This window comes from Pseudomonas sp. GW821-FHT09H03, from assembly GCF_059415945.1.
The window spans coordinates 68,193-92,524 of sequence record NZ_JBWKOF010000012.1; the positions used below are offsets into that span (position 1 = coordinate 68,193).

23 protein-coding genes and 3 pseudogenes are annotated in these 24,332 nt (G+C 59.9%); 18 read left to right on the top strand and 8 right to left on the bottom strand.

Annotated features, from left to right (window positions below):
* Window positions 1-34: 34 nt before the first annotated feature.
* Window positions 35-1,213: a M20 aminoacylase family protein gene (locus AC07OG_RS18025; protein WP_495067663.1), complete on the bottom strand. Its 1,179-nt coding sequence runs from the start codon at window positions 1,211-1,213 to the stop codon at window positions 35-37.
* Between the two features lie 132 nt (window positions 1,214-1,345).
* On the opposite strand from AC07OG_RS18025, the gene AC07OG_RS18030 reads away from it, so the two are divergent.
* The 17 genes and pseudogenes from AC07OG_RS18030 (at window position 1,346) to AC07OG_RS18110 (ending at window position 17,252) form a co-directional block, all read left to right on the top strand.
* Window positions 1,346-2,299 (top strand): LysR family transcriptional regulator, encoded by a 954-nt coding sequence (locus tag AC07OG_RS18030; RefSeq protein ID WP_495067664.1) that lies wholly within the window; start codon window positions 1,346-1,348, stop codon window positions 2,297-2,299.
* Window positions 2,300-2,692: 393 nt separating this feature from the next.
* Window positions 2,693-3,907 carry a sodium/glutamate symporter gene (gltS, locus tag AC07OG_RS18035; protein ID WP_060543847.1) on the top strand — a complete coding sequence of 405 codons (1,215 nt, stop codon included), beginning with the start codon at window positions 2,693-2,695 and terminating at the stop codon, window positions 3,905-3,907.
* Between the two features lie 51 nt (window positions 3,908-3,958).
* Window positions 3,959-4,888: a pca operon transcription factor PcaQ gene (gene pcaQ / locus AC07OG_RS18040; RefSeq protein WP_218424969.1), complete on the top strand. Its 930-nt coding sequence runs from the start codon at window positions 3,959-3,961 to the stop codon at window positions 4,886-4,888.
* A 126-nt stretch (window positions 4,889-5,014) separates the two neighbouring features.
* Complete coding sequence (pcaH, locus tag AC07OG_RS18045; RefSeq protein WP_060543849.1) at window positions 5,015-5,734, top strand: protocatechuate 3,4-dioxygenase subunit beta; 720 nt, start codon at window positions 5,015-5,017, stop codon at window positions 5,732-5,734.
* A gap of 12 nt (window positions 5,735-5,746) precedes the next feature.
* Complete coding sequence (pcaG, locus tag AC07OG_RS18050) at window positions 5,747-6,349, top strand: protocatechuate 3,4-dioxygenase subunit alpha (RefSeq protein WP_495067665.1); 603 nt, start codon at window positions 5,747-5,749, stop codon at window positions 6,347-6,349.
* Window positions 6,350-6,523: 174 nt separating this feature from the next.
* Window positions 6,524-6,928, top strand: coding sequence for a hypothetical protein (locus AC07OG_RS18055; protein WP_495067666.1), 405 nt, complete (start codon window positions 6,524-6,526; stop codon window positions 6,926-6,928).
* Complete coding sequence (locus AC07OG_RS18060; RefSeq protein ID WP_495067667.1) at window positions 6,922-7,614, top strand: RES family NAD+ phosphorylase; 693 nt, start codon at window positions 6,922-6,924, stop codon at window positions 7,612-7,614. Before AC07OG_RS18055 ends, AC07OG_RS18060 begins: the two co-directional genes overlap by 7 nt.
* Window positions 7,615-8,223: 609 nt before the next feature.
* Window positions 8,224-9,597, top strand: a complete 1,374-nt coding sequence (locus tag AC07OG_RS18065) for a glutamine synthetase family protein (protein WP_495067668.1) — start codon at window positions 8,224-8,226, stop codon at window positions 9,595-9,597.
* Between the two features lie 9 nt (window positions 9,598-9,606).
* Window positions 9,607-10,998 (top strand): aldehyde dehydrogenase family protein, encoded by a 1,392-nt coding sequence (locus AC07OG_RS18070; RefSeq protein ID WP_495067669.1) that lies wholly within the window; start codon window positions 9,607-9,609, stop codon window positions 10,996-10,998.
* 3 nt (window positions 10,999-11,001) lie between these two features.
* On the top strand, window positions 11,002-12,162 hold the full coding sequence (locus tag AC07OG_RS18075) for an iron-containing alcohol dehydrogenase (RefSeq protein WP_495067670.1): 1,161 nt from the start codon (window positions 11,002-11,004) through the stop codon (window positions 12,160-12,162).
* Between the two features lie 162 nt (window positions 12,163-12,324).
* Window positions 12,325-13,881, top strand: a complete 1,557-nt coding sequence (locus tag AC07OG_RS18080) for an amino acid permease (RefSeq protein WP_495067671.1) — start codon at window positions 12,325-12,327, stop codon at window positions 13,879-13,881.
* A 278-nt stretch (window positions 13,882-14,159) separates the two neighbouring features.
* Window positions 14,160-14,357, top strand: a pseudogene (locus AC07OG_RS18085) (phage infection protein); the annotation flags it as partial.
* A gap of 118 nt (window positions 14,358-14,475) precedes the next feature.
* Window positions 14,476-14,799: a DUF7693 family protein gene (locus AC07OG_RS18090; RefSeq protein ID WP_495067672.1), complete on the top strand. Its 324-nt coding sequence runs from the start codon at window positions 14,476-14,478 to the stop codon at window positions 14,797-14,799.
* Window positions 14,800-14,967: 168 nt separating this feature from the next.
* Window positions 14,968-15,090: pseudogene (locus tag AC07OG_RS18095) on the top strand (helix-turn-helix transcriptional regulator); the annotation flags it as partial.
* A 43-nt stretch (window positions 15,091-15,133) separates the two neighbouring features.
* On the top strand, window positions 15,134-15,862 hold the full coding sequence (locus AC07OG_RS18100) for an SGNH/GDSL hydrolase family protein (RefSeq protein ID WP_495067673.1): 729 nt from the start codon (window positions 15,134-15,136) through the stop codon (window positions 15,860-15,862).
* Window positions 15,863-15,881: 19 nt separating this feature from the next.
* Window positions 15,882-16,310, top strand: a complete 429-nt coding sequence (locus AC07OG_RS18105) for a nuclear transport factor 2 family protein (RefSeq protein WP_495067674.1) — start codon at window positions 15,882-15,884, stop codon at window positions 16,308-16,310.
* 126 nt (window positions 16,311-16,436) lie between these two features.
* Entirely contained in the window at window positions 16,437-17,252 is an 816-nt protein-coding gene (locus AC07OG_RS18110; protein WP_495067675.1) for a DUF1206 domain-containing protein, read from the top strand.
* A 118-nt stretch (window positions 17,253-17,370) separates the two neighbouring features.
* On the opposite strand, the gene AC07OG_RS18115 is transcribed toward AC07OG_RS18110, so the two are convergent.
* The 4 genes and pseudogenes from AC07OG_RS18115 to AC07OG_RS18130 all read right to left on the bottom strand — a co-directional run bounded on the left by AC07OG_RS18115 (window position 17,371) and on the right by AC07OG_RS18130 (window position 19,863).
* Window positions 17,371-18,228, bottom strand: a complete 858-nt coding sequence (locus AC07OG_RS18115; RefSeq protein WP_495067742.1) for a ZIP family metal transporter — start codon at window positions 18,226-18,228, stop codon at window positions 17,371-17,373.
* An 80-nt stretch (window positions 18,229-18,308) separates the two neighbouring features.
* A pseudogene (locus tag AC07OG_RS18120) lies at window positions 18,309-18,536 on the bottom strand (manganese catalase family protein); the annotation flags it as partial.
* A 63-nt stretch (window positions 18,537-18,599) separates the two neighbouring features.
* Window positions 18,600-18,980, bottom strand: a complete 381-nt coding sequence (locus AC07OG_RS18125) for a c-type cytochrome (protein WP_060543862.1) — start codon at window positions 18,978-18,980, stop codon at window positions 18,600-18,602.
* A gap of 238 nt (window positions 18,981-19,218) precedes the next feature.
* Complete coding sequence (locus AC07OG_RS18130; RefSeq protein ID WP_495067676.1) at window positions 19,219-19,863, bottom strand: ATPase; 645 nt, start codon at window positions 19,861-19,863, stop codon at window positions 19,219-19,221.
* A gap of 223 nt (window positions 19,864-20,086) precedes the next feature.
* Here AC07OG_RS18130 and AC07OG_RS18135 point away from each other — a divergent pair, with 223 nt between their 5' ends.
* Window positions 20,087-20,404, top strand: coding sequence for an NIPSNAP family protein (locus AC07OG_RS18135; RefSeq protein ID WP_060543864.1), 318 nt, complete (start codon window positions 20,087-20,089; stop codon window positions 20,402-20,404).
* A gap of 1 nt (window position 20,405) precedes the next feature.
* On the opposite strand, the gene AC07OG_RS18140 is transcribed toward AC07OG_RS18135, so the two are convergent.
* From AC07OG_RS18140 to AC07OG_RS18150, 3 genes are all read right to left on the bottom strand, one after another.
* Complete coding sequence (locus AC07OG_RS18140; protein WP_495067677.1) at window positions 20,406-20,864, bottom strand: GNAT family N-acetyltransferase; 459 nt, start codon at window positions 20,862-20,864, stop codon at window positions 20,406-20,408.
* A 198-nt stretch (window positions 20,865-21,062) separates the two neighbouring features.
* Window positions 21,063-22,751 carry a choline dehydrogenase gene (gene betA / locus AC07OG_RS18145; RefSeq protein ID WP_060543604.1) on the bottom strand — a complete coding sequence of 563 codons (1,689 nt, stop codon included), beginning with the start codon at window positions 22,749-22,751 and terminating at the stop codon, window positions 21,063-21,065.
* A gap of 2 nt (window positions 22,752-22,753) precedes the next feature.
* A complete protein-coding gene (locus tag AC07OG_RS18150; RefSeq protein WP_060543603.1) occupies window positions 22,754-24,328 on the bottom strand; it encodes a purine-cytosine permease family protein in 1,575 nt (524 codons plus the stop codon).
* Window positions 24,329-24,332 lie beyond the last annotated feature (4 nt).

Sequence of the window (24,332 nt, forward strand, 5' to 3'; positions counted from 1 at the left end):
TAGATTTAGATCGGCAATACGTTAACTTTGCAGCTCAGGGATTCAACGGTAAAAAGCGTTCAGTCAGTTTGACCCAGTACGTCGCTGCCAACGGCAGGCAGTCATCGTTGAAGTCGTAACCGGGGTTATGCACCATGCAGCCACCCTCGCCTTCGCCGTTACCAATAATCAGGTAACAACCTGGGCACTTCTCCAGCAGGAAGGCAAAATCTTCACTGCCGGTTAGTGGCACCATATTGGCGATGAGACCGTCCTCACCCAGCCATTCAAGCGCAACTTCACGTGCCAGCGCTGTCTCCTCAATGTGGTTGATCAGCACCGGATAGCTGCGGGTGTACTCAACTTCGGCACAAGCTCCAAAGCTTTGGGCCTGCGCCTGGGCCAACTCGGTAATTCGGTTTTGCAGCAGATCTCGCACCTGCGCATTGAGCGCTCGTACCGACAGGTGCATTTCGGCGCTATCGGGAATGACATTGCACGCCTTGCCCGCATGGATAGAGCCCACGGTGATAATGGCGGTATCGAGCGGATTGACGTTACGCGATACCACACTTTGCAGCGCCATCACGATCGAAGCGCTGACCACCACCGGGTCGACGGCCTTGTGCGGCATCGCCCCATGGCCACCCAAGGCGCTCACACGAATGGTGACGTCGTCGGCCGAAGCCATGTAGGGACCGGCCAGAAAACCGAATTTGCCCACGGGGTAGCCAGGCATATTGTGCAAGGCGAACACAGCGTCGCACGGAAACAGTTCAAACAGCCCGTCCTTGAGCATTTCATTGGCGCCGCCACCATTTTCCTCGGCAGGCTGGAAAATCATGTGCAGCGTGCCCTTGAACGGCTTGTGCTCAGCCAGGTATTTCGCCGCAGCGAGCAACGAGGCGGTATGACCGTCGTGGCCACAAGCGTGCATTTTCCCATCGACCTGGCTTGCATAGGCCAGGCCGGTGGTCTCCTGGATAGGTAACGCATCCATATCGGCCCGCAGGCCCAGGGAGCGGCCCTCGCCATTGTGCAGGGTGCCAACCACGCCGGTACCGCCCAACCCACGATGCACGGCGTAGCCCCAGCGTTGCAGGCAATCGGCGATCAGGTCACTGGTCACGAATTCCTCAAAACTAAGTTCCGGGTGCGCATGAATGCGGTGGCGCAACTCGATCATTTCGTCCTGAATATCGCGGATACCGGCTAATACGGCGTCGTGCTGCATAATGGGGCTCCTGGTCGGCATGGGGGGTTGGTTCCTAGCATAAGTAGCCACCTGCGACCTCGGGAGACCCAAATTAGTTACACTGGCAACCGTTGGTTGCCCCCCATCGCCATCGTTTCGAGTAAAACCGCCATGAAAGTTCATCAACTGCAAGCTTTGGTCGCCGTTGCCGATACCGGCAGCATTCGCGCTGCGGCACGCCTGCTGGACCTCTCCCATGCGGCGGTGACCAAATCGATGCGCGAGTTGGAAGCAGAGGCCCAATTGCCGTTGGTGATGCGAACCGCCCGAGGGATCGACTTCACCGAGACCGGCCGCATGCTGCTGGGACATGCGCGGCTGGTCGTCAGCCAGCTAGACCGAGCCAATACCGAGCTTGCAGAATTGCGCGGCGAGATAACGGGGCGGCTATCCATTGCGGTCACGCCCTGGATCATGCTGACCTTTCTGACCCAGGCGGTGCAGCACTTTCGTCAGTGCATGCCGGGTGTGCAACTGGAAATCTTCGAGGGCTTGACCGCCGTGGCGCTGCCGCGCTTGCGCGAAGGCTCGCTCGATTTTGCCGTCGGCCCTGTGACGCCGACCATGTCGTTACAGGAATTCGACAGCACGCCGTTGTTGACCTATGAAATGAGCGTCATCGCCAGGCGCGATCACCCCTGCGCTAACGCGACCTCCTTGCATCAACTGCTGGAGCAGGATTGGGTGGTCAATTACACGCCGTCCAACTACGGCGTCTTCATGCAGGAGCTGTTCTGGCAACATGGTGCACAGATCGATCGAGCCCGGTTGCACTGCGCCCACTCAACCTCGCTGCTGTTCGAAATGGTGCGACATGGGGGCATGCTTACCCACTGCCCAAGCGTGATGATGGCCACCGAATCTATGCAGGGCTGGGTGACTGCGCTACCGCTGCAGGAGCGTTTCGACAGCAGCCAACTGGGTGTCATCACCCGACGCAACGCTGTGCTTGGTACGGCGGCGCAATGTTTCAAGGAATGCCTGCTAACGGAGATAAAACGACGGTCCCGGTCGGCGGCTGCGGCGGATCGGGCGTTGTTTGATGTACTTACGCTGTTATTTTGATGAAGGCTTTTTAACGACCGTTTGAGTTCGATTGCAGATCTTCTTCGACAGTCAGCAAGCAAGCAGTTAGAACGCTAGCGGCCGGATTTAACTATGAACTCATGGTCGCAACACGTGAGGATGCTCTCCTGTCCGGGCATTTGCATGTTGCCGGATCAGGTGCTTCACTCACCCCGGCACACGGGGAAAGACGCGGGGTGTCGCCAGCAATATCTTTGCCCACGCAACTCAATAGCCTCGCAGGAATGTGATAGCCGGCCGGAGGCTTGCGCCATCATATTACCTCGGCAAGGTTCGGCCTGGTCGACGATCTGCACTTTCATTGACCCAAGTCTAAAAGACGTGCGGTCGAGTCTGGATAATTTCTTTTTTTGGATTTCAGATAGGCCATAGATGACCGCCCAGATCTTTACCGTTCATGGACTGGTGAGTTTCACCCTCGCCATTCTTCTGCTCTTTCTGGGCAAGACGCTTGTCCAGCACAGCACCCTGCTGCGCCGCTACTGCATTCCCGAAGCGGTGGTCGGCGGGTTTGTCTGTGCGGCGGTCACGAGTATTCTGTATTTCGGCCTCGGTATTCAGGTCGAGTTCGATCTGGCAGTTCGCGACACCCTGCTGCTCTACTTCTTTGCCGGCATCGGCTTGCGCTCGGACATGCGCCAACTGATCAAGGGCGGGCGCCCGCTATTGATCCTGCTGGTGCTCGCGACCGTGTTTATCTTGCTGCAGAACACCCTGGGCATGGGCATGGCCGAGTTGTTCGGGCTGGACCCCAAGGCCGGCCTGATGGTGGGCTCCATCTCCCTTACCGGTGGGGTGGGTACCGCTTTGGCCTGGGCGCCGCTGTTCGTCGAAAAGCTGGGCATTGAGAACGCCCACGAACTGGGGATCGCCAGCAACACCGTCGGCCTGATTGCCGCGTGTGTAATCGGCGGCCCTATCGCCAACCGCTTGATCCGTCGCCATCACATCACCCCTTCCAAGGATCCCGAGCTGGAAGTCGGCGTTCTGGAGCATCAGCAAAGCAAGCCTCTGGATTACTACGATGTGCTTTGGGCGTGGATGTGGCTCAACCTGGCCTTGATGCTCGGCTACGGCCTCAACCTGCTGCTGGCCGACAGCGGTATCACCCTGCCCAAGTTCGTCAGCTGCCTGTTCGCCGGTATCGTCATTCACCACATCGTCCATGCCCTGATTGGCGACAAGCGTCTGAAATCCTGGAGCGGCGCCAGCCAGGGCCTGTCGCTGATTTCCGATGTCAGCCTGGGCATGTTCCTGACCATGGCCCTGATGGGCCTGCAGTTGTGGCAGCTCAGCGGTGCGCTGCTGTTCATTACGTGCGCTTTGTCCCTGCAGATCCTGATGACCGTGCTCTATACGTACTTTGTGGTGTTCCGCTGCATGGGCCGTGACTACGAAGCCAGCGTGATCGCCTCAGGCTTCGGCGGTATTGCCCTGGGCTCCACCGCGACGGCCATCGTCAACATGACCACCGTCACCCAGAAGTACGGAGCCGCGCACCAGGCTTTCCTCATCGTGCCGCTGGTGTGCGGCTTCTTCATTGACCTGGTCAACGCCGTGATCATCGGGATGTTCAGTGGCATCTAAGCTGCGCATCCAGCGATAATGGATGCCATACCCCGAAAGTAGAGCAGCGGATTGAACATCGATACCCGCATCAAATTCCGGCACCTGGTGTGTTTTCTCGAAGTGGCGCGCCAGGGCAGCCTGGCCCGCGCCTGCGACACGTTGGCCATCAGCCAGCCGGCGCTGTCCAAGACGCTGAAGGAGCTGGAGTCGCTGCTCGAAGCTACGTTGTTTGAACGGGGTAAAAAGGGCTCGACGCTGACCGAGGCCGGCGTGGCCTTTTTGCGCTATGCCGGGCCGAGCGTGCAATCGCTGCGCGAAGGGGTCAACAGTTTGCGCTCCGGGGTGCATGAGCCCATTACCGTGCAGCTGGGTGTGCTGTCCACTGTCGAAAGCCTGCTGATTCCGGAGGTTGTCTGCCGCTTGCATGAGCGCCACCCCGCCCTGGTGATCAGTGTGGTGACCGGGCCAAGTGCCTATCTGCTGTCGCGCCTGCGGGTCGGTGAGCTGGACCTGGTGGTGGGCAGAATGACCGACAGCCCGTTGATTCAGGGATTGTCGTTCGAACATCTCTACAGTGAATCCATGACGCTGGTCGTACGCAACGGCCATCCGGCGCTCGCTGAGTCACCGGGGCATAAACACCTCGAAGACTATCCGCTGGTATTGCCGTCGGCCGGCACGACGATCCGCAAATTCGCCGACAGCCTGTTTGTGCAGCACGGGATAACGCCCTCCCGTCAGCGCCTGGAGACCCTGTCGGTTGCCTTGAGCCGGCGCTACGTGCAACGCAGCCAGGCCATCTGGGTCGCCCCACTTGACGCGGTCAGACAGGACTTGCGCCAGGGTGAACTGGTGGAACTGGACCTGGGTATGCGTGAACCTGGGGGTTCGGTGGGGCTTTGCACCAACCCTGCATTGCCGCTGAACCAGGCGGCGCAATGGTGCGTGGAGGCCCTGCGCGAGGTCGGTCAGGAGTACCGGGAAGGGAAGTATCCATAACCATCTGGATATGGATAAAGTCGTTTTTTTCAATGTTGGGTCGGGATTTTTTAGAGGAAAGTGGCCTACATGTCACTGCCAGCGCAGTGCCTGCCTCTGTCCAACCATAACAACAGGAAAAACGACATGTCTGATGCGCACGACAGCCGCTTCGTCATTCGTGACCGTAATTGGCATCCCAAAGCCCTGACTCCGGACTACAAGACTTCGATCCTGCGATCGCCGCGCCAGGCACTGGTGAGCATCCCGCAATCGGTATCCGAGACCAGCGGCCCGGACTTTTCCCATCTGAAGATGGGCCAGCACGATAACGATCTGCTGTTGAACTTCAACCACGGCGGCCTGCCCATCGGCGAACGCATCATCGTCGCCGGTCGCGTGTGTGATCAGTACGGCAAGCCGATTCCTCACACTCTGGTGGAGATGTGGCAGGCCAATGCCGGTGGCCGTTACCGGCACAAAAAAGACAGTTACCTGGCGCCCCTTGACCCCAACTTCGGCGGCGTCGGCCGTGCATTGACCGACCGCGATGGCAACTACAGTTTCCGCACCGTAAAACCCGGCCCCTACCCATGGCGCAACGGTCCCAACGATTGGCGCCCGGCGCATATCCATGTCTCCATCAGTGGCCCGTCCATTGCCACGCGTTTGATTACCCAACTGTATTTCGAAGGCGATCCGCTCGTTCCCATGTGCCCGATCGTCAAGTCGATCGCCAATCCGGAGGCGGTGCAGAGCCTGATCGCCCGGCTGGATATGAGCATGGCCAATCCCATGGATTGCCTGGCTTATCGCTTTGATATCGTCCTGCGCGGCCAGCGCAAGACCCACTTCGAAAACTGCTGAGGAGGCCTGCGTATGCCCGTTCAACTTCTGCCGGAAACTGCATCGCAAACCGCCGGCCCTTATGTGCATATCGGCCTGGCGCTGGAAGCCGCCGGCAACGCGCCGCGCGAGCAGGAAATCTGGAACGAAATGGCCAAGCCTGGCGCACCAGGCGAGCACATTTTATTGATGGGCCACGTCTATGACGGTAATGGTCAGCTGATCCGCGACGCCTTTCTGGAGCTCTGGCAGGCCGATCATGAGGGTGTCTACGACAGCGCTTACGACCTGGATAAACCGTTCAACGGTTTTGGCCGTACCGCCACCACCGAAGCCGGTGAATGGACTGTCAGGACGGTGAAGCCTGGCGTTGTGAAAAACGCTGCGGGCGTCCCTATGGCCGCGCATATCAACGTGGCGCTGTTTGCCCGTGGCATCAACATCCACTTGCAAACCCGCCTGTATTTCGACGACGAATCCCAGGCAAATGCGCTGGACCCGGTATTGAACCTGATCGAACAGCCCCACCGTCGCGAATCCCTGATTGCCAGGCGTTGCACTGTGGATGGCAAATTGGCTTACCGCTTCGACATTCATCTGCAAGGTGAAGCGGAAACCGTGTTCTTCGATTTCTGACGCCCCCACGCAAGGTGTTGAGACGCAAGCGCTCAACACCTGCGGTGTCTGTCCTGGACGATCGTAAGAAGATCCCCTCACAAGCCTCCTGTGCGCCCACTGGTCGACCTCGCCTTGATCTATAGATTCTAATTACCTATCTTTGAGTCTATGGATTCAGAGAAGGTATTGAACATGGCAGTCCCTCTCAAAGAACAGGCATTCACCAAGAACCAGTGCGTGGCGGGCCTGCGGGCAGCGGTCGGCATTCTGGAAAAATGGGCCGCGTCCAGCGATCAGGCCTGTCGCATCCTGCGTATTTCCCGCAGCACCTACACCCGCGCGCGCCAGCGTGACGTCGAATGGGCGGTAGCACTGGATTCTGATCAGATGCAGCGCGTCAGTTTTGTGCTGAACATGCATGCCACATTGCGCCTGGTGTTCGATAACCCGGAAAACGTTTATGGCTTTGTGTCGATGGCCAACTACAACGAGTTTTTCAACGGGCGTTCACCGCTGGAGATCATGGCCCAGGGCGACATGGTCTCGTTGTATGAAACCTTCCGCCGCCTTGATGTGCTGCGGGGCGCGCAATGGTAACGGTGGGCGAACTGCCAACCTTTGCCGGGCAATCGTTGCAGGCTTATCGGCTGGTCAATTCGAAATTTCCACCCATTGCGCTGTTTGAAGACGTGGCGGACGCCGATGAGTTTGACGTTTTGTTCGAGATTCAGGCGCTGACCAATCCACGGCTGAGGAATGAGGTGGGTCAGCTTGAGTGGATTGCCCGGGGCGAGATCCCGTTCGGAATTGTTGGCTGTTCTTACGCGACGGCGCCCTTTACTCATGTGAATCCTGCGGGTTCGCGGTTCAGCGATGGCAGTTTCGGGGTTCTGTACCTGGCCGATTCGATGGAGGCGGCGCTGGCTGAGGTGCGCCATCATCAGAGTGTGTATTGGTCGAATGTGCCGGGGCTGAACTATGAGCGGTTTGTGTTCCGGGGGTTGTCTTGTGCATTTGTAGACACCGGAATGAAGGATGCCACGGCCCTGCCGATCAGCGATGCGGTGTATGCGCCGGATGATTACAGTCATTCCCGGTTGTTGGGCTGGGCGGTCAGGGATACAGGCTGCCCGGGCTTGCGGTATCACTCGGTGCGCATGCAGGGTAGTTTTTGCTGGGCGTTGATGACCCCGCGACCGGTTGCATCGATTGTGCAGTCGGCGCATTACGAGATGGTGTGGAATGGGCAGATTACCAGTGTCAGTCAGATCAGGGAGGCTTGATCGGGTTGCCAGGGCTTGCCTGAGAGGATGGGGTTTTCGCTGTGGTCCGGGTATGGGTTTTCACTTTGGAACCAGCCCTCACCCTAGCCCTCTCCCACTGGGAGAGGGGACTGACCGAGGTGTTTAGTCGGGTTACATCGACCTGAAAGATCGCGTTGAACTCGGGTTTGAAAACAGCCCAGCCTGGCTCAGGTTGAACTCAGGTTTGAAAATAACGCAGCCTGGCTCAAGTCGAACCAAGAATCCGCAAACACTGGAGATCGGCTCCCTTTCCCCCTCTCCCCTCTGGGGCGGTCCGACGTTTCGGGAGGGATGGGCGGGCGGCGTTCCGATGAGGGGAGTGGATATTCGCCACACCACATAACTCCCCGCCAAGTGAAAAAATCCACCCACGCAAAGCCTGGCCTCCCCCACCGGACTTTTTCATCCGCCGCATTTGCGCGTTAAACGCCGCTTTGAACGAGCAAAACTTGCACTTTGCCACTGTAGGCTAAGCTTTGAGCAACTCGTTGCTCACGATGCTCGATTCTGCAGGTTTTGGTTTTTTCTGGAGAGCGTCTGCAACAGCTATCTCAGACTGGCCCATACCTTTCACGCAGGATTGACGTGATGACCGAGCCCCTCCTCAGCTTTGATGCACTCAAGCGCGCCGCTGCCGCCGGCGAAATCGATACCGTCCTGGTCTGCATGGTCGACATGCAGGGTCGACTGGTGGGCAAGCGTTTCCAGGTCGAGTTTTTCATCGACAGCGGCCACGAAGAAACCCACTGCTGCAATTACCTGCTGGCCGATGACATCGACATGGAGCCCGTGCCCGGTTACGCGGCGGCCAGCTGGAGCAAGGGCTATGGCGACTTTGTGCTCAAGCCCGACATGTCCACCCTGCGGCGCGTGCCCTGGCTGGAGTGCACGGCGCTGGTGCTGTGCGACGTGCTCGACCACCACCATCGCCAGGACCTGCCCCACAGCCCCCGGGCAATTCTGAAAAAGCAGGTCGAACGCCTGCGCCAGCGCGGTTACACCGGCATGTTCGCCTCGGAGCTGGAGTTCTATCTGTTCGACGAGACCTACGAGGCGATCCATAAGCGCAATTATCTCAAACCGAAAACCGCCGGCCATTACATCGAGGATTACAACATCCTCCAGACCACCCGCGAAGAGCCCGTGCTGCGAGCGATCCGCAAGCATTTGCAGGCCTCGGGCATTCCCGTGGAAAACTCCAAGGGCGAATGGGGCCCGGGCCAGGAAGAGATCAATATTCGTTATGCCGATGCCATGACCATGGCCGACCACCACGTCATCATCAAGCACGCCTGCAAGGAGATCGCGCAGTTGCAGGGCAAGGCGATCACCTTCATGGCCAAGTGGCGCTACGACGCCGCCGGTTCCAGCAGTCATATCCATAACTCGCTGTGGGACAAGAACGCGAAGAAGCCGCTGTTCTATGATGCCAAGGCCGAGTTCGGGATGTCGAAACTGATGCGCTCCTGGGTCGCCGGGCAGCTCAAGTACGCCAACGACATCACCTGCTTTCTCGCGCCCTACATCAACTCCTACAAGCGCTTCCAGGCCGGCACCTTTGCGCCGACGCGGGCCGCGTGGAGTCGCGACAACCGCACCGCCGGCTTTCGTCTGTGCGCAGAAAGCAGCAAGTCGATCCGCATCGAATGCCGCATCGGCGGCGCCGACCTCAACCCCTACCTGGCCTTTGCCGCATTGATTGCGGCGGGCCTGGCCGGTGTCGACGAGAAGCTCGAACTGGCGGCGCCGTTCGAAGGTGACGCCTACCTCGACGAGCACCTGCCGGAGGTGTCCAAGACCCTGCGTGATGCCAGCGCCGCACTCAAGGGCTCGAGCATGTTGCGCGAAGCCTTTGGTGATGAGGTGATCGATCACTACGTTCACACCGCCGAGTGGGAGCAGAAGGAGTACGACCGGCGGATCACCGACTGGGAACTGCAACGCGGCTTCGAGCGCTATTGAGCACATACCATGACTGCAAAGATTCAATTGATCTCACCGGTCGATGGCCGGGTGTATGTCGAACGCGACCGTGCTGACGCGGCGCAGATCGAGCAGGCGCTGAGCGCCGCCGCCAGCGCACAGGTGTTATGGAAACAGTGCCCGCTCAACGAGCGCGCGGCGTTTTGCAGCGCAGTGGTCGAGGCGATGCTGTCGATGCAGGCCGATATCGTGCCGGAACTGGCCTGGCAGATGGGTCGCCCCGTACGCTTCGGCGCCGGCGAGCTGCGAGGTTTTGCCGAGCGCGCCCGGCATATGATCGCAATCGCGCCCGAGGCGCTTGCAGCGATAGAGCCCGAGCCCATCGAGGGTTTTCGCCGCTGCATCAAACGCGAGCCGCTGGGCACGGTGCTGGTCGTCGCACCCTGGAATTACCCTTACCTGACTGCGGTGAACACCCTCATCCCGGCGCTGATGGCCGGCAACAGTGTGATCCTCAAGCACGCCACGCAAACCCTGCTGGTTGGCGAGCGTTTCGCCGAGGCCATGCGCCGCGCCCATCTGCCGGATGGTTTGTTCCATAACCTGTTGCTTGACCATCAGCAGACCGCCGCGATCATCGCTTCGGGCCGTGTGCATCAGGTCAATTTCACCGGTTCAGTCGAAGCCGGCAGGGCCATGGAAAGCGCCGCCACGGGCCGTTTCATCGGTGTTGGCCTGGAACTCGGCGGCAAGGACCCGGCCTATGTGCGGGCCGACGCCAACCTCGAACATGCGGTGGAAAACCTGGTAGACGGCAGCTTCTTCAATTCCGGGCAGAGCTGCTGCGCCATCGAACGCATCTATGTCGACCAGAAGATCTACCCGGCCTTTGTCGAGGGGTTCGTCGAGTTGACCCGGCAGTATGTGCTGGGCAACCCGCTGGACCAGGCCACTACCCTCGGCCCGCTGGTTTCACCGGGCGCAGCGGATTTCGTGCGCGGGCAGATCGCCGAAGCATTGAACCTGGGGGCCAAGGCGCTGATCGATGCCAAGGCCTTTGCCGCTGATGTGCCGGGCAGCGCCTACCTTGCACCACAAGTGCTGGTAAACGTCAGCCACCAGATGTCAGTGATGCGCGAGGAAAGCTTTGGGCCGGTGGTCGGCATCATGCCGGTGGCCGGTGACGACGAAGCCATCGCCCTGATGAACGACAGCCCGTTCGGACTCAGCGCCGCCCTCTGGACCCACGACCTCGCCGCCGCTGAACGCCTGGGCGACGAGATTGCCACCGGCACTCTGTTCATGAACCGCTGCGATTACCTGGACCCGGCACTGGCCTGGACCGGGGTGAAGAACAGCGGGCGCGGCGTCACCCTGTCGCGCCTTGGCTACGAGCACCTGACCCGGGCCAAATCCTTTCATCTGCGTTACGAGGTGTAGACCATGAGCCTGACTGGAAACTGGAACTACCCCACCAGCATTCGATTCGGTGTCGGGCGCATTGCCGAGCTGGCCGAGGTCTGTCGCAGCCAGGGCATCGAGCGCCCGTTGCTGGTCACCGACAGTGGCCTGGGCCGCGCACCGATCACCACGGCGGCGCTGGACGCTCTGCGCGCCGCAGGCCTGGCTGTCGAATTGTTCTGCGACCTCAAGCCCAATCCGGTTGAGGCCAACCTCGCTGGCGGGCTCGATGCCTGGCGCGCCGGCAAGCATAACGGGGTGATCGCGTTTGGCGGCGGCAGTGGTCTGGACATGGGCAAGCTCATCGCCTTCATGAGCGGTCAGACCCGACCGGTGTGGGATTTCGAAGACATCGGCGACTACTGGACCCGCGCCGATGCCGATCGCATCGCCCCGGTGATTGCCGTACCGACCACCGCCGGCACCGGTTCCGAAGTTGGCCGCGCGGCGGTGATCATCGACGACCGCACCCACACCAAGCGCATCATCTTCCACCCGAAAATGATGCCGCGGGTGGTGATCAGCGACCCGGCGCTCACTGTCGGCATGCCAGCGAAAATCACCGCCGGCACCGGCATGGACGCCCTCTCCCACTGCCTGGAGGCGTATTGCGCCCCCGGTTTCCATCCCTTGGCCGATGGTATTGCGCTAGAGGGCATGCGCCTGGTGGCCAACTCTCTGGTGAAGGCAGTACACACGCCGTCAGACCTTGAGGCACGCGCGCAAATGCTCGCGGCGGCGGCAATGGGTGCCACCGCGTTCCAGAAAGGCCTGGGGGGGATGCATGCGCTTTCGCATCCGGTGGGCGCTTTGTATGACACCCACCATGGCATGACCAACGCCACCTTCATGCCCTATGTCCTGCAATTCAATCGCTCGGTCATCGAGGAACGCATCACCCGGCTGGCGGCGTATCTGCGCCTGCCCTCCCCGGGTTTCGACAGTTTCCTCGCCTTCGTCCTCAAGCTGCGCAAGGACATCGGCGTTCCCCACACACTGGTCGAGTTGGGTGTGGATGACCTGCAGGCGGACCTGATCGCAGACATGGCGATTGTCGACCCCTCTGCTGGCGGCAACCCGCTGCCATTGACCCGGGACGGTGTGGCGAAGATTTTCGACGCGGCACTTCACGGCCGTCTGTAGGAGCGAGCCTGCTCGCGATGGACGTCAACGATGACGCGGGGAGCCTGACACCCCGCGTCGTCCTCAGTCCATCGCGAGCAGGCTCGCTCCTACAGAAAACCAAGGTCGAGCCTACGGCGGCTCAGTTCGGCCTGTCCAAAACCTGAAAAGGGGCACACAACAATGAACCCAGCAAGCCAGCCCGGCACCGACGCCCACGACGATGACGTCAAGGTGCTGCACAGCATGGGCTATGCCCAGCAACTGTCGCGACGAATGGGCGTTTTCTCCAACTTCGCCATTTCCTTTTCGATCATCTGCATCCTCTCCGGCGGCATCAACTCACTGGCCCAGGGCACCTCGGGCGCGGGGGGAGCATCGATCGGCATCGGCTGGCCGATCGGTTGCCTGATCTCCGGGGTGTTCGCCATGGCCATGGCGCAGATTTCCTCGGCCTACCCCACCGCTGGCGGCCTGTATCACTGGGGCTCGATTCTCGGTAACCGCTTCACCGGCTGGCTGACCGCGTGGTTCAACCTGTTGGGGCTGGTCACGGTACTCGGCGCGATCAACGTCGGCACCTATTACTTTTTCTTCGGCGCCTTCGGACCGGCCCTGGGCATGGAAGACACCACCACGGTCCGGGTGATTTTCCTGGCGATCCTCACTGGCCTTCAGGCCTTGTGCAATCACCTGGGCATCGGCCTGACCGCCAAACTCACCGACTTCTCCGGCTACCTGATTTTCGCCACGGCGCTGGCGCTGACCATCGTCTGCCTGATCTCCGCGCCCAGCTACGAGTTCGCGCGGTTATGGACCTTCGGCAACTACTCTGGCGAGGCCGGCGGCAGTGTCTGGCCGCAGGCTTCGAACGGCTGGATCTTCATGCTCGGCCTGCTGCTGCCGATCTACACCATCACCGGTTATGACGCCTCCGCACACACCTCCGAAGAGACCCGCAATGCGGCCATGTCGGTGCCACGGGGCATGGTCATGTCGGTGGTCTGGTCGCTGTTGTTCGGCTGGGTGATGCTCAGCGCCTTCGTGCTGATGCTGCCAAACATGGATGAGGCGGCCAAGCAAGGCTGGAACGTATTTTTCTGGGCCATGAACACCCAGGTCAACCCGACGTTGAAGCTGGTGCTGTTCGTGGCGATTTTCATCTCGCAGGTGCTCTGTGGCCTGGCCACGGTCACCTCGGTTTCACGGATGATCTTCGCGTTCTCCCGGGACGGTGGCCTGCCTTGTTCCAAAGCGCTGTCCTCGGTTTCGCCGACCTTTCGCAGCCCGGTAGCGGCGATCTGGACCGGTGCCACCCTGGCTGTGTTGTTCGACTGGGGTTCCTCGGTGATCTCGGTCGGGGAAACGCCGGTTTATACGATCGTGGTGTCCTGCACGGTGATCTTCCTGTTCTTCTCTTTCGTAATTCCCATCGTGCTGGGCCTGTTTGCCTACGGGACGGCGAAGTGGCCGACCATGGGGCCATGGAACATGGGGCGCTTCTGGTACACGGTGTTCGCGCTGCTGTCGATCCTGTCGATGGTGATCATCTTCGTCATCGGCATCCAGCCACCGAATGATTGGGCGCTGTACATCACCATCGGTTTCCTGGTGCTGACGGCCATCGTCTGGTTCGGCTTCGAAGCCCGGCGCTTCCAGGGGCCGCCGATAGGCGACATGATCGTCAAGCGCCAGGCTGAGATTGCTGCGGCGGAAGCGGCGCTGAATAAGCCGAACTGAATGCCGCTTCGGGCAATTGTGATCCACCTGTAGGAGCGAGCCTGCTCGCGATGGACGTTAACGATAACGCGTGCTTACTGACTAAACGCGGCGCTTTTGAGTCCATCGCGAGCAGGCTCGCTCCTACAGTAAATCAACATCAGGCCCGATCATCCGGGCCTTTGCGTAAACCATTAGCGGCATCGATAGTCACCATTGATTCAATGAAGTTCTCTAAAAAAATCCGCGGCGTAACATCTGCTCCATACCAACCCATGAGCGCCCCGGAGCACACCATCATGAAACGCCAAGTCCTTCTCAGCATCGCTTTCTCGGTTTTTGCAGTTAACGCTTTCGCCGCTACCTCTGCTCAACCCGTGGTCGCTGAAGGCGGCTCGGATCGCCTGATTGAAAGTCGTGTGGCCGAAGGTGGTTCCGATCGCCTGATCGAAAACCGCATCGCTGAAGGTGGCTCTGATCGCCTGATCCAGAACCGCACTGTGTGAATGCGTGGCTTCACCGCTGCACTCAACGAAAAGCCCGGCCTCATCAGCCGGGCTTTTTGGCATCCTCTTCGTTTATCCTGAGCACCCTTGTTCCACACTGGAGACAGCCGTGCCCGCCCTCACCGCCCGCGAGGTTTACCAGCAAATGCGTGACGTCGCCCAGGGCATTCGCGCTTTCGAGCGGCTCGACGAACAGTGCGGGCCCGGCCACGTCCTGGTCGACATCGATGGCTGGCGCCTGACCCTTGAGGTCGACGCCGGGCATCTGCGCCACTGCCTGCATGGCCAAAGCCCGGATGGCCGCGAGTATGCGTTCGACAACGGGCAACGCTTCGGCACCGACCCGGTCAGCCTGCTCAGCACCTGGGAACTGGCGCAGATAGAAAAGCGGCTGGTGCCTGCATCAGGCAATCCCGCGTCCGGGATCGATTGAATACATCGCAACCTGTCGTTCCCTGGCCGCAGTTGTGATACACAAGATGCCGTTGTGAGTCCGCGTCCAGGGAGGTTCTGCCCATGCCCCGTTCTCCACGCCTGCGGTACCTGCTGACGTGCGCCCTGCTCGGTTCATTGGCTTGCGCAACGCAGGCGAGCACATCGCCAGCAAGCCATCAACGCCATCGAAAACGGTCGTTATGATCCAAGTCCGCCTCTTGCATTTCAGATCGCCCGGGCGTTTGCGCTGCCCATCGAGCATATTTTCGACGATGAGTTCGCAGGGTGATTCATGTCAGGTTGCTTTTCGGATGCTGGTCCAGGAATGTCTTATGAGCCACATTGAAACCTTGGCAAAAATCCTGCTCGGCCCCCTGTTACTGATGCAGGGCCTATACACCCGGCGTATCACGCCCAAGCTGCCGGAAGCCGAAGGCGAACGCCAGGGCGTGGCCGGCAGCGGCGATGCCCTGCGGTTGCTGATTGTCGGCGACAGTGCCGCTGCGGGCGTGGGTGCGTCGACTCAGGACGAAGCGCTCAGCGGTCGGCTGGTCAGTCGGCTGGCGGCTGATTATCAGGTGTCATGGAAATTGCTGGCGCGCTCGGGCCTGGATTCACAAGCATTGCTGGCGCTGCTGGAACAGCACGCGCCAGAGCCCTTCGATGTGGTGCTGTTGTCGATCGGGGTCAACGACGTCACCAGTACCCTGGCGCTTGATCAATGGCTTGCCCGGCAACAGCGCTTGATGACGCTGTTGTGCGACAAGTTCGCGGTGAAGCAGATTGTCCTGTCGCCGTTGCCGCCCATGCACCTGTTCCCCGCGTTGCCGCAGCCGCTGCGCTGGTATCTGGGCTACAGGGCCCGGCGTTTCAACGCGCATCTCGCGGATCTGGCACAGCGCGTGGATCAATGTACGATGCTGACAATCCGCCTGGCGCCCGAGGCAGGGCTGATGGCCAGCGACGGTTTTCATCCCGGGCCGCAGATCTACAGTCAATGGGCCGACGATGCCGCCGAGGTCATTGATCGACGCATGCGAAAATCCCCCTCGGCAAAATAATAATAAACAGGAGTTGAAGATGTCTGAATTGAACCTGCACCCCAACGCCGCGGCGTCCCTGAAGCACTGGCACGCGATGATCAGTCAAAAAGACTTGAGCGCCTTGCCCGAGCTCCTGGACCCGCAAGCGGTGTTTCGTTCGCCGATAGCCCACACGCCCTACCCCGGGGCGCCCGTGGTGTCGATGATCCTCAACACGGTGATGAACGTGTTCGAGGATTTCACCTATTACCGTGAGCTGGCGACGGCGGATGGCTTGAACGTCATCCTCGAATTCAGTGCGAAGGTCGGGGAGAAGGAGCTCAAAGGCATCGACATGATCCGCTTCAATGAGCAGGGCAAGATTGTCGAATTTGAAGTGATGGTGCGCCCGCTCAGTGGCTTGCAGGCGCTGGGTGAGCAGATGGGGCAGCGTTTGGGCGCGTACCTCAAGGCCAGCAAGGCCTGACGAATACCTCTGCGCCACCATCCCTGTGGGAGCGAGGTTGGTCAGTTGCTCAAGAGTGTCGAGCTTTATCGAACCCTTCTCCAAGCGATGGGGTCTGCTGCTATATAGCTCCTCGGAAATAATCCAATGTCCGCTCAACACACGCTTGTCCTACTCGCTCGGGGCGGATATGTCGCTCGAGGTGTTCTGTATTTGATCATAGGTATCTTCGCTCTGCTGGCAGCTCAAGACTCGACAAAACCGAAGGACAGTCACAAAAGCCTTGAGGCGCTGTTAAGCCAGCCATTCGGATATGTCCTGGTCGGGCTAGTGGTGGCTGGTTTGCTAGCCTTCGCCGGGTGGCGAGTGCTGCAAGCGATTCGCGACGTTGATCATCACGGTACGAAACTCAAGGGGCTGGTGATTCGTGCAGGTTTGTTGGCGGGAGGTTTGGTTAACGGCGCTCTGGCGTTCTTTGCATTGGGCCTGCTCGTTAGCGGCGTCAGAAGTTCAGGTCACTCCGCAGGTGGGGAGACAAAGGATTTACTGGCGCATCTTTTGTCCTGGGATCACTCAAACGTGTTGGTCTACCTCATGGCACTCGTGCCATTAGGTGTAGGCATTGCTCACATCATCAAAGGATGGAAGGCGTCGTTCGAGAAGTACTTTGAGGCGGACGAAGACGTAATGCGCTATATCCGCCCGGTGGCTCGGTTCGGACTCATAGCCCGCGGCGTAGTGTTTATCGAGATAGCGCTGCTGCTGGCAATCAGCGGCTCGCGCTATAAAGCCACGGATCCCCCTGGCATGAAGGAAGCCCTTGATGCTCTCCAGAACCTGCCAGCCGGCGCTTTGATTTTGATGGTGATGGCTCTGGGCTTGATCGCCTTTTCGGCTTACAGCTTTTCCGAGGCTGCCTGGCGCAAGATAAACATGGATGTGCCGGGAGTCTCCGGATCTTGATCGCCCAGTAAGGCTCGTGCCTTTTGCTGCATCGGCCAGCCGATTGGCATCGAATTTCTCAGCCAGCAGCACGGCGGTGAGTCGCCGGCTTCGAATGTCGTTGATACCCGGATCGCGTTCAGCCCAATGCTGTATCAAGAAACATCATGACCCCGAACCCCAGCATCAGGCCTAACGTCGCGGGCGTTTCGTGGCCATTGCGATGTGTCTCTGGTATGACCTCATGGGAGACCACAAAGATCATCGCCCCTGCAGCAAGACCCAGAGCGACGGGATAGCCCAAGGCGAAACTGCTGGAAATGCCGAGGCCGACTACAGCACCTAATGGCTCCATCAGGCCTGATGCAACGGCAATCAACGCAGCGCGCAACGCGCCAATGCCGGTCACTCGCAGTGCCAATGCGACAGCAAGCCCCTCCGGAATGTCCTGTATGGCAATCGCCGTTGTCAGCGGCAATCCCACCTTCATGTCGCCGTTGGCGAAGCTGACACCGATGGCCATGCCTTCTGGCAAGTTATGCAGCGTGATAGCCAGGACGAAAAGCCACACCCGACTGAAGCGCTGCGCCTGAGGCCCTTTGCGTCCAATCTGCAAATGTTCATGGGGTACGAAACGATCCAGGCCGACCATAAGCGCCACGCCCAATCCCAAGCCTGATACCACGACACACGCAGCCAGTAACTTGTTATGGCAAATGGACTGGGCTGCCTCGATGCCAGGGAGGATGAGCGAGAAGGAACTGGCGGCGAGCATCATGCCGGCGGCGAAACCCAGCATAATGTCTTGGGTACGCGCGGTGATGTCGCGCAACACAACCGCTGCGATGGCGCCAAACGCCGTGGCGCCAAAACCGCAGAGACCGCCTAGAAATGCATATTGCAAGTTGACCCGGTTCACCCCGGTGAACGCACTGTAACCGCTGATAAGCAGCAGGGCGGTGACCCCGACGAGGGTTGACCAAAACAAGAGGGCCATCCATTTGCTACTTTTTCCTGCATTGATCCCGGAGTACCGAGATGTTTTCACAGGAGCGGATGGTTCAGACATTACACCTCCTATTTCCCGCTGGAGCGTTTTCGAGAAGCGCGCGGTGCGACCGGGAGAGTCTGCTTTGAAATCCGTTGCGCCTCTCGCTCAAACGAAATCGCAGTAGTGCCGATCAGCTGGTGAAAGTCTGCTATGGACACTTGTGAAAAATCAGACTGGATCGAGTGAAGCGCTTTTTCGAATGATAGTTGATGGGCAATTTCGCGGGTCATCAAAAACCCCAGGGCGTTCTTCACCCTCGACCGCTATCTGCACAAGCGCTTGCTAGCGTGCTGGCTATTCACCACAGATGGCAAGGCTCACTGGGTCTTGAAGGTTTCCAGGTAGGCCAGCAGATCGTCGATTTTCTCCGGGTCACTGAGCCCCCAGAAAATCATGCGCGTGCCGGGTACCACCTTCTTCGGCGCCTCGAGATAGGCGATCAGGGTGTCGCGGTCCCAGACCAGGTTGGCGGATTTCATTGCGTCGGAATACACGTAGTCTGTGGTGACAGCTGAGGGGCGACCGATCACGCCATTGAGTTGTGGGCCAAAAAAAGCCCGGGCCGACTCGCCGATCTGATGGCAACCGCTGCACATACGCTTGTACACCTTTTGCCCGGCCTGGGCATCGCCTGCGGCGCTGGCGGGGGTGCTGAGCAGGATGGCTGCGGCGAAGGTCAGTGCGGCGATTTTCTTCATGGTCCATATCCAGTCCGGTGGTGCGGACTATTGGAACATGGCACACGGCGGAAACCCAAATGGACTGGTGCCTGTCGGTTAGACAGGGTCACGGTGGGAGCGGGCTTGCCCGCGAAGGCGGCGGGTCAGGCAACTTCCATGTTGAAGCTGATGCCCCCTTCGCGAGCAAGCCCGCTCCCACAGGTTATATGTGCCAACAGGACCATTTCGCCGGTTTGGGACATGTTGCCGGCTCTTGCTAGCCCGCTGTTACCAGCGCCTTCAACGATGCATCGAACTGCTTCAATGCGCTCAGCTGCAGATCGCGCTGCTGTTCGATTTGTGCGGCGATTTGCGCAGCGGCCTTGTGGTTCACCCATACCGACGGCAGTTGTTTTTCCACCGCGCCTTCGGCCTTGCCGATGTATTGCAGGTTGGCGTCGTAGAACCGCGCGGCGAATCGTGCCTCGACCCGGTCATTGCGCCGGGTCAGCAACTGGTTGTGGGTATCGAGCATGACCACTACGTCCGGGCGGGCTTGCAGCAGTGCATCGAGGTTGTCATAGACGGTCACGGACAGGAACCTGTGCTGCAACGAGCTCATCAGCCAGTCGATCGCCAGTTGCGGATCGGAGCTGTTGACGAATGCCTGGCGAATCCGCACATCCAGAGCGTTCTTTGCACCGTTCAAGGCCACCGAGTGGTACTGCTCCAGGTATTGCAGGTTTTGCACGGTGTTTTCGCTGTAGAGCACCCCGACTGTCTGCCCATATCTCAATCCGCCGTCACTGTCGGCGATCGGCGGCAAATGGCAGGCCGGCGCGTCTTCGGCACGCGCCGATGCAGGGGTGGCAACACTGCCCAGCAGCAGGGCGATCACAAACAGTCGGGTCAGCATCTTCATCGCGCAAATTCCTTTGGCAGCGTATTCGATGAAGGTGATTGTCCGCCTTTGCCGAAAAAACAGAACTTGCGATTTTTGATGATGACTATTGACTGAAGCAATAGTGCTGCGCGTGGCGTGATTGGCGCAAATTCACCGCTCAAAGTCGAGTGCATGGCTATGGACTTTGGCGACTGTCCACTACAGTGATGGCCTTCCCTCAAACCTCGATCAAGGAAAGACCATGGTCACCTGCTACCTGAAATACGTCATCGATCCCTACCAGCTCGAAGCGTTCGAACACTACGGCAAGTTGTGGATTCCCCTGGTGGAGAAATTCGGCGGCCAGCATCACGGCTACTTCCTGCCGTCCGAGGGCGCCAACAATATCGCCCTGGCGCTATTCACCTTCCCCAGCCTGGCGGCGTACGAGGATTACCGGCAACAGTCGATGAGCGATCCGCAGTGCATCGCGGCGTTCAAGTATGCCGAGGAGAAAAAATTCATCCTCAGCTACGAGCGCTCGTTCCTGCGACCGGTGTTCGGGGAACAAGGTCGCTGAATCAGCCTTTGTTCAAATCCAGGCAATAAGTGTAGTAACCGGGGTCGCGTACCCAGCCCTGGGCTTCATACAAACGCTGGGCAGTGAAGTTGTCGGTGGCGGTTTCCAGGGTCATGCCTTTGGCACCGGCCAGCCGCGCAAAGTCGCGGGCGGTATTCATCAACAGGGTCCCTACCCCTTTGCCGCGGGCGGCGGGGGTGGTGAACAGGTCGCCCAGCAGCCAGGTGCGGTGGGCATCGATGGAGGAAAAGGTCGGGAACATCTGCACGAAGCCCAGGGTGTCGCCGCCCTGCTCTTGCGCGTAGAAAACCACCGATTCATCCCGGGCGATACGCTCGGCGATAAACGCGCGGGACTGCGCCAGGTTTGACGGCTGGCCGTAGAAGCCACGGTAAGCGTCGAAGAGGCTGGCGATTTTGTCGATGTCGGATACGTCGGCGCGCAGGGCCTGAATAGCCATGAGGGTGCTCCATTGCGGTCTCAGGGATCTTCAGACTAGCAATGGCGAAGGGTCGGCGACGTAAAACTTTCTGAAAACACCACCGCCCCCCTGTGGGAGCGAGCCTGCTCGCGATAGCGGTCCGTCAGTCAACATCACTATTGAATCTGATGGCCTCATCGCGAGCAGGCTCGCTCCCACATTGGGTCGACGACGCAGTCAGACCCGTACGTTGCGCCCTGGCAATGAAGTGCGCTGGCTGCTTTCCCAGTTCTCCACCAGCCCCACCGGCACGTCCGCCGCCGGCAACATGCTCCGCCCGCGAACCAGATCCGAGGCCCGCTCGGCGAGCATGATGGTCGGTGCGTTGAGGTTGCCATTGGGCTCGGTCGGGAACACCGAGGAATCGATCACCCGCAGGCCGGCGATGCCGCGCACGCGCAACTCGGAATCGACCACCGCCATGTCGTCCTCGCCCATGCGGCACGAACCGCACGGATGGTAGGTGCTTTCCAGGTTGTCACGTACGAAGGCATCAAGGTCTTCATCGCTGGTGACCTGAGCACCCGGGGCGATTTCGCCGTCGCGGAAGCGGTCCATGGCTTTCTGGCCGATGATTTCGCGGGTCAGGCGGATGCAGCGGCGGAAGCCTTCGCGGTCCTCTTCGCGCTCCAGATAGTTGAAACGAATTTCCGGATGCTCGTACGGGTCGGCCGAACGCACCCGCACATAGCCGCGGCTCTTGGGTTTGTTGGGACCTGTGAGCACCATGAAGCCATGGCCCTTGATCGGCTTGTTGCCGTCGTAACGCATCGCCGCCGGCAGAAAGTGGAACTGGATGTCCGGCCAGCGCAAACCCTTCTCGGAGCGAATGAAACCTCCGGCCTCGAAGTGGTTGGTGGCGCCCAGGCCGTCCTTGAACAGCAGCCAGCGCAAACCGATCATCAGCTTGCTCAGCGGGTCCATTTTACTGTTGAGGGTCACCGGTTCCTTGCAGCCGAACTGGATGTACACCTCGGCGTGATCCTGCAGGTTCTCCCCTACTCCCGGCAGGTCATGGCGTACGCCGATCCCGGCCTTGCGCAGGACTTCGGCCGGGCCGATGCCGGAACGTTGCAGCAGGTGCGGCGAACCGATTGGGCCCGACGACACCAGCACTTCGCGGCTGCAATAGACCTGCTGCGTCTGGCCGCCGTGGTCGTAGATGACCCCCACCGCGCGCTTGCCTTCAAGAATGATCTGGCGGGTCATCGCGTGGGTGATCACGGTCAGGTTGGGACGGTCCATGGCCGGGCGCAGATAGGCGTTGGCCGTGGAGCAGCGCACACCGTTTTTCACGGTCATGTGCATGGCGCCAAAACCCTCCTGCATGTAGCCGTTGCAGTCCTCGGTCTTGATGTAGCCCGCCTCGGCACCGGCATCGACCCAGGCACCGTACAGCGGGTTTTTCATGTGGTTGCCGTTGGTGGTGTGCAGCGGCCCGGTCTGCCCGCGATAGCTGTCACCACCGGACTCGTAGCTCTCGGCACGCTTGAAGTACGGCAGGCAGTTGCGATAACCCCAGCCTTCGGCCCCGAGGGATTCCCACTCGTCGAAATCCAGCGCGTGGCCACGGATGTACACCAGACCATTGATCGATGACGAACCACCGAGCACCTTGCCCCGTGGGCAGTGAATGCGTCGGCCGTTGAGGTAAGTCTCCGGCTCCGTCTCGTAGCGCCAGTTGTACTTCTTGGTGTTCATCGGGATCGAGAAGGCGCTCGGCATCTGGATCACTACGCTCTTGTCACTGCCGCCGAATTCCAGGACCAGCACCGAGGTGGCCGGGTCTTCGCTCAGGCGGTTGGCCAACACACAACCAGCCGAGCCTGCGCCAATGATGATGTAGTCGTATTTTTGCGTGGTCATGACTATCTCCCGACCGACGATTGTGTGAATACCGGCAGTGGTTGCTGTTTGTGGGTCAGCGTGTCGCCGGTGGTGAATTGCGGGGAAGTTTTCTCGATCTGCTGGATCACTGTTTCTTCGCGCTTGAGATCGATCGAGCGGCTCAGCCAGTAGTACGCCAGCCCCGATACGATCAAGCCGACCAGCCAGGCGATGTCGATGCTGCCCAGCGCCTTGGCGAGCGGGCCGACATAGACTTCGCGCTGTTCAACGCCGTCGAAGATGTAGAAGAACGGAATCATCGAAATGAAGCCGATGGCATAGGCAGCGATGCCGCGCAGTCCCCAGTTGCCGTAGATGTTGCCGTTGGGCATGAAGAAGTGCGGGATGGCGTAGCGACCCTTGCGCACGAAAAAGTAGTCGGTGAGGTTGACCGAGGTCCAGGGCACCAGGAAGTACAACATCACCACCAGGTAGATGCCCAGTACCGACAGGCCTTTGCCGGTGCTCTGGATGCTCAGGGCCACACCCAGTTGCAGCAGGATCACAAAGGCAATGGCGAGGATGCGCGCCTTGCGCGTTGGCTCGATGTGCTTGATCGAGTCGACGCAGGTCAGGGTGGTCAGCTTGGCGCTGTAGATATTCATCGCGATCACCGGCAGGAATGCCAGGATGGTCACGACCACCACCGCCGTACCCATCAGCGGCGACACGGTGTTGCCCACTTGCCCGAGGGCCACCAGCACGTCGGTCGAATGCAGGTGATCGGCGAGCCAGCCGCCCACGGAAATCATCCACGCACCGGACAATGAGGCCCCGAGGAACACCACGGCGATCAGCTTGCCGCTTGAGGTGTTCTTCGGCAGGTAGCGCGAGTAGTCCGATACATAAGGGGCGTAGGCGATGTTGTAACTGGCGGCCGCGGCGAATTGCGCGATGAAACCGGTCCAGTTGAAGCCCAGCGGTTCCCGGGCCACCTCACCTTCTGCCAGCGCCGGCAACACCGCATCCGGAACCCAACCCATCAACACCGCCAGGGTCACCAGGCCATACAACGGCAGCGACAGGTACAGCGCCCACTTGAAGCTGCGGTGCATCCAGTCATGGCCCAGGATCGCCAGGACCGCCGCCGGCAGGGTCACCGCCACGGCGATCACCGCAGGGTCGAAACCGAACAGCGTATGCAGCCCCTGCATCATCAATACGAGGTTGACGATATTGAACCCGGCGAACACGAACAGCGTCGCCAGCAGCACCAGAATCACCCCGCGATAACCGAACTGCGCACGGGACTGGATCATCTGCGGCAAGCCCAGGTGCGGGCCCTGCGAACCATGGAAAGCCATGAACAGCGTGCCGAACATGATGCCCAGGGTGCCGGCGAGCGTGGTCCACAGCGCAGTCAGGCCGACGCTCGGACCGACGAAGCCGATGGTCATGGTGAAGAAAGTGAAATTGCCGAGGAACCAGAACGGGCCCTGGCTCGACAGTTTGTCGGTGCGCTCGTTCTCGGGAATGAAATCAATCGAATGCCCCTCGACGACGGACTTGTCATCGAGGGCGGACACGCTCGTGGCGGACTTGGCGTTTGTGTTCATGATG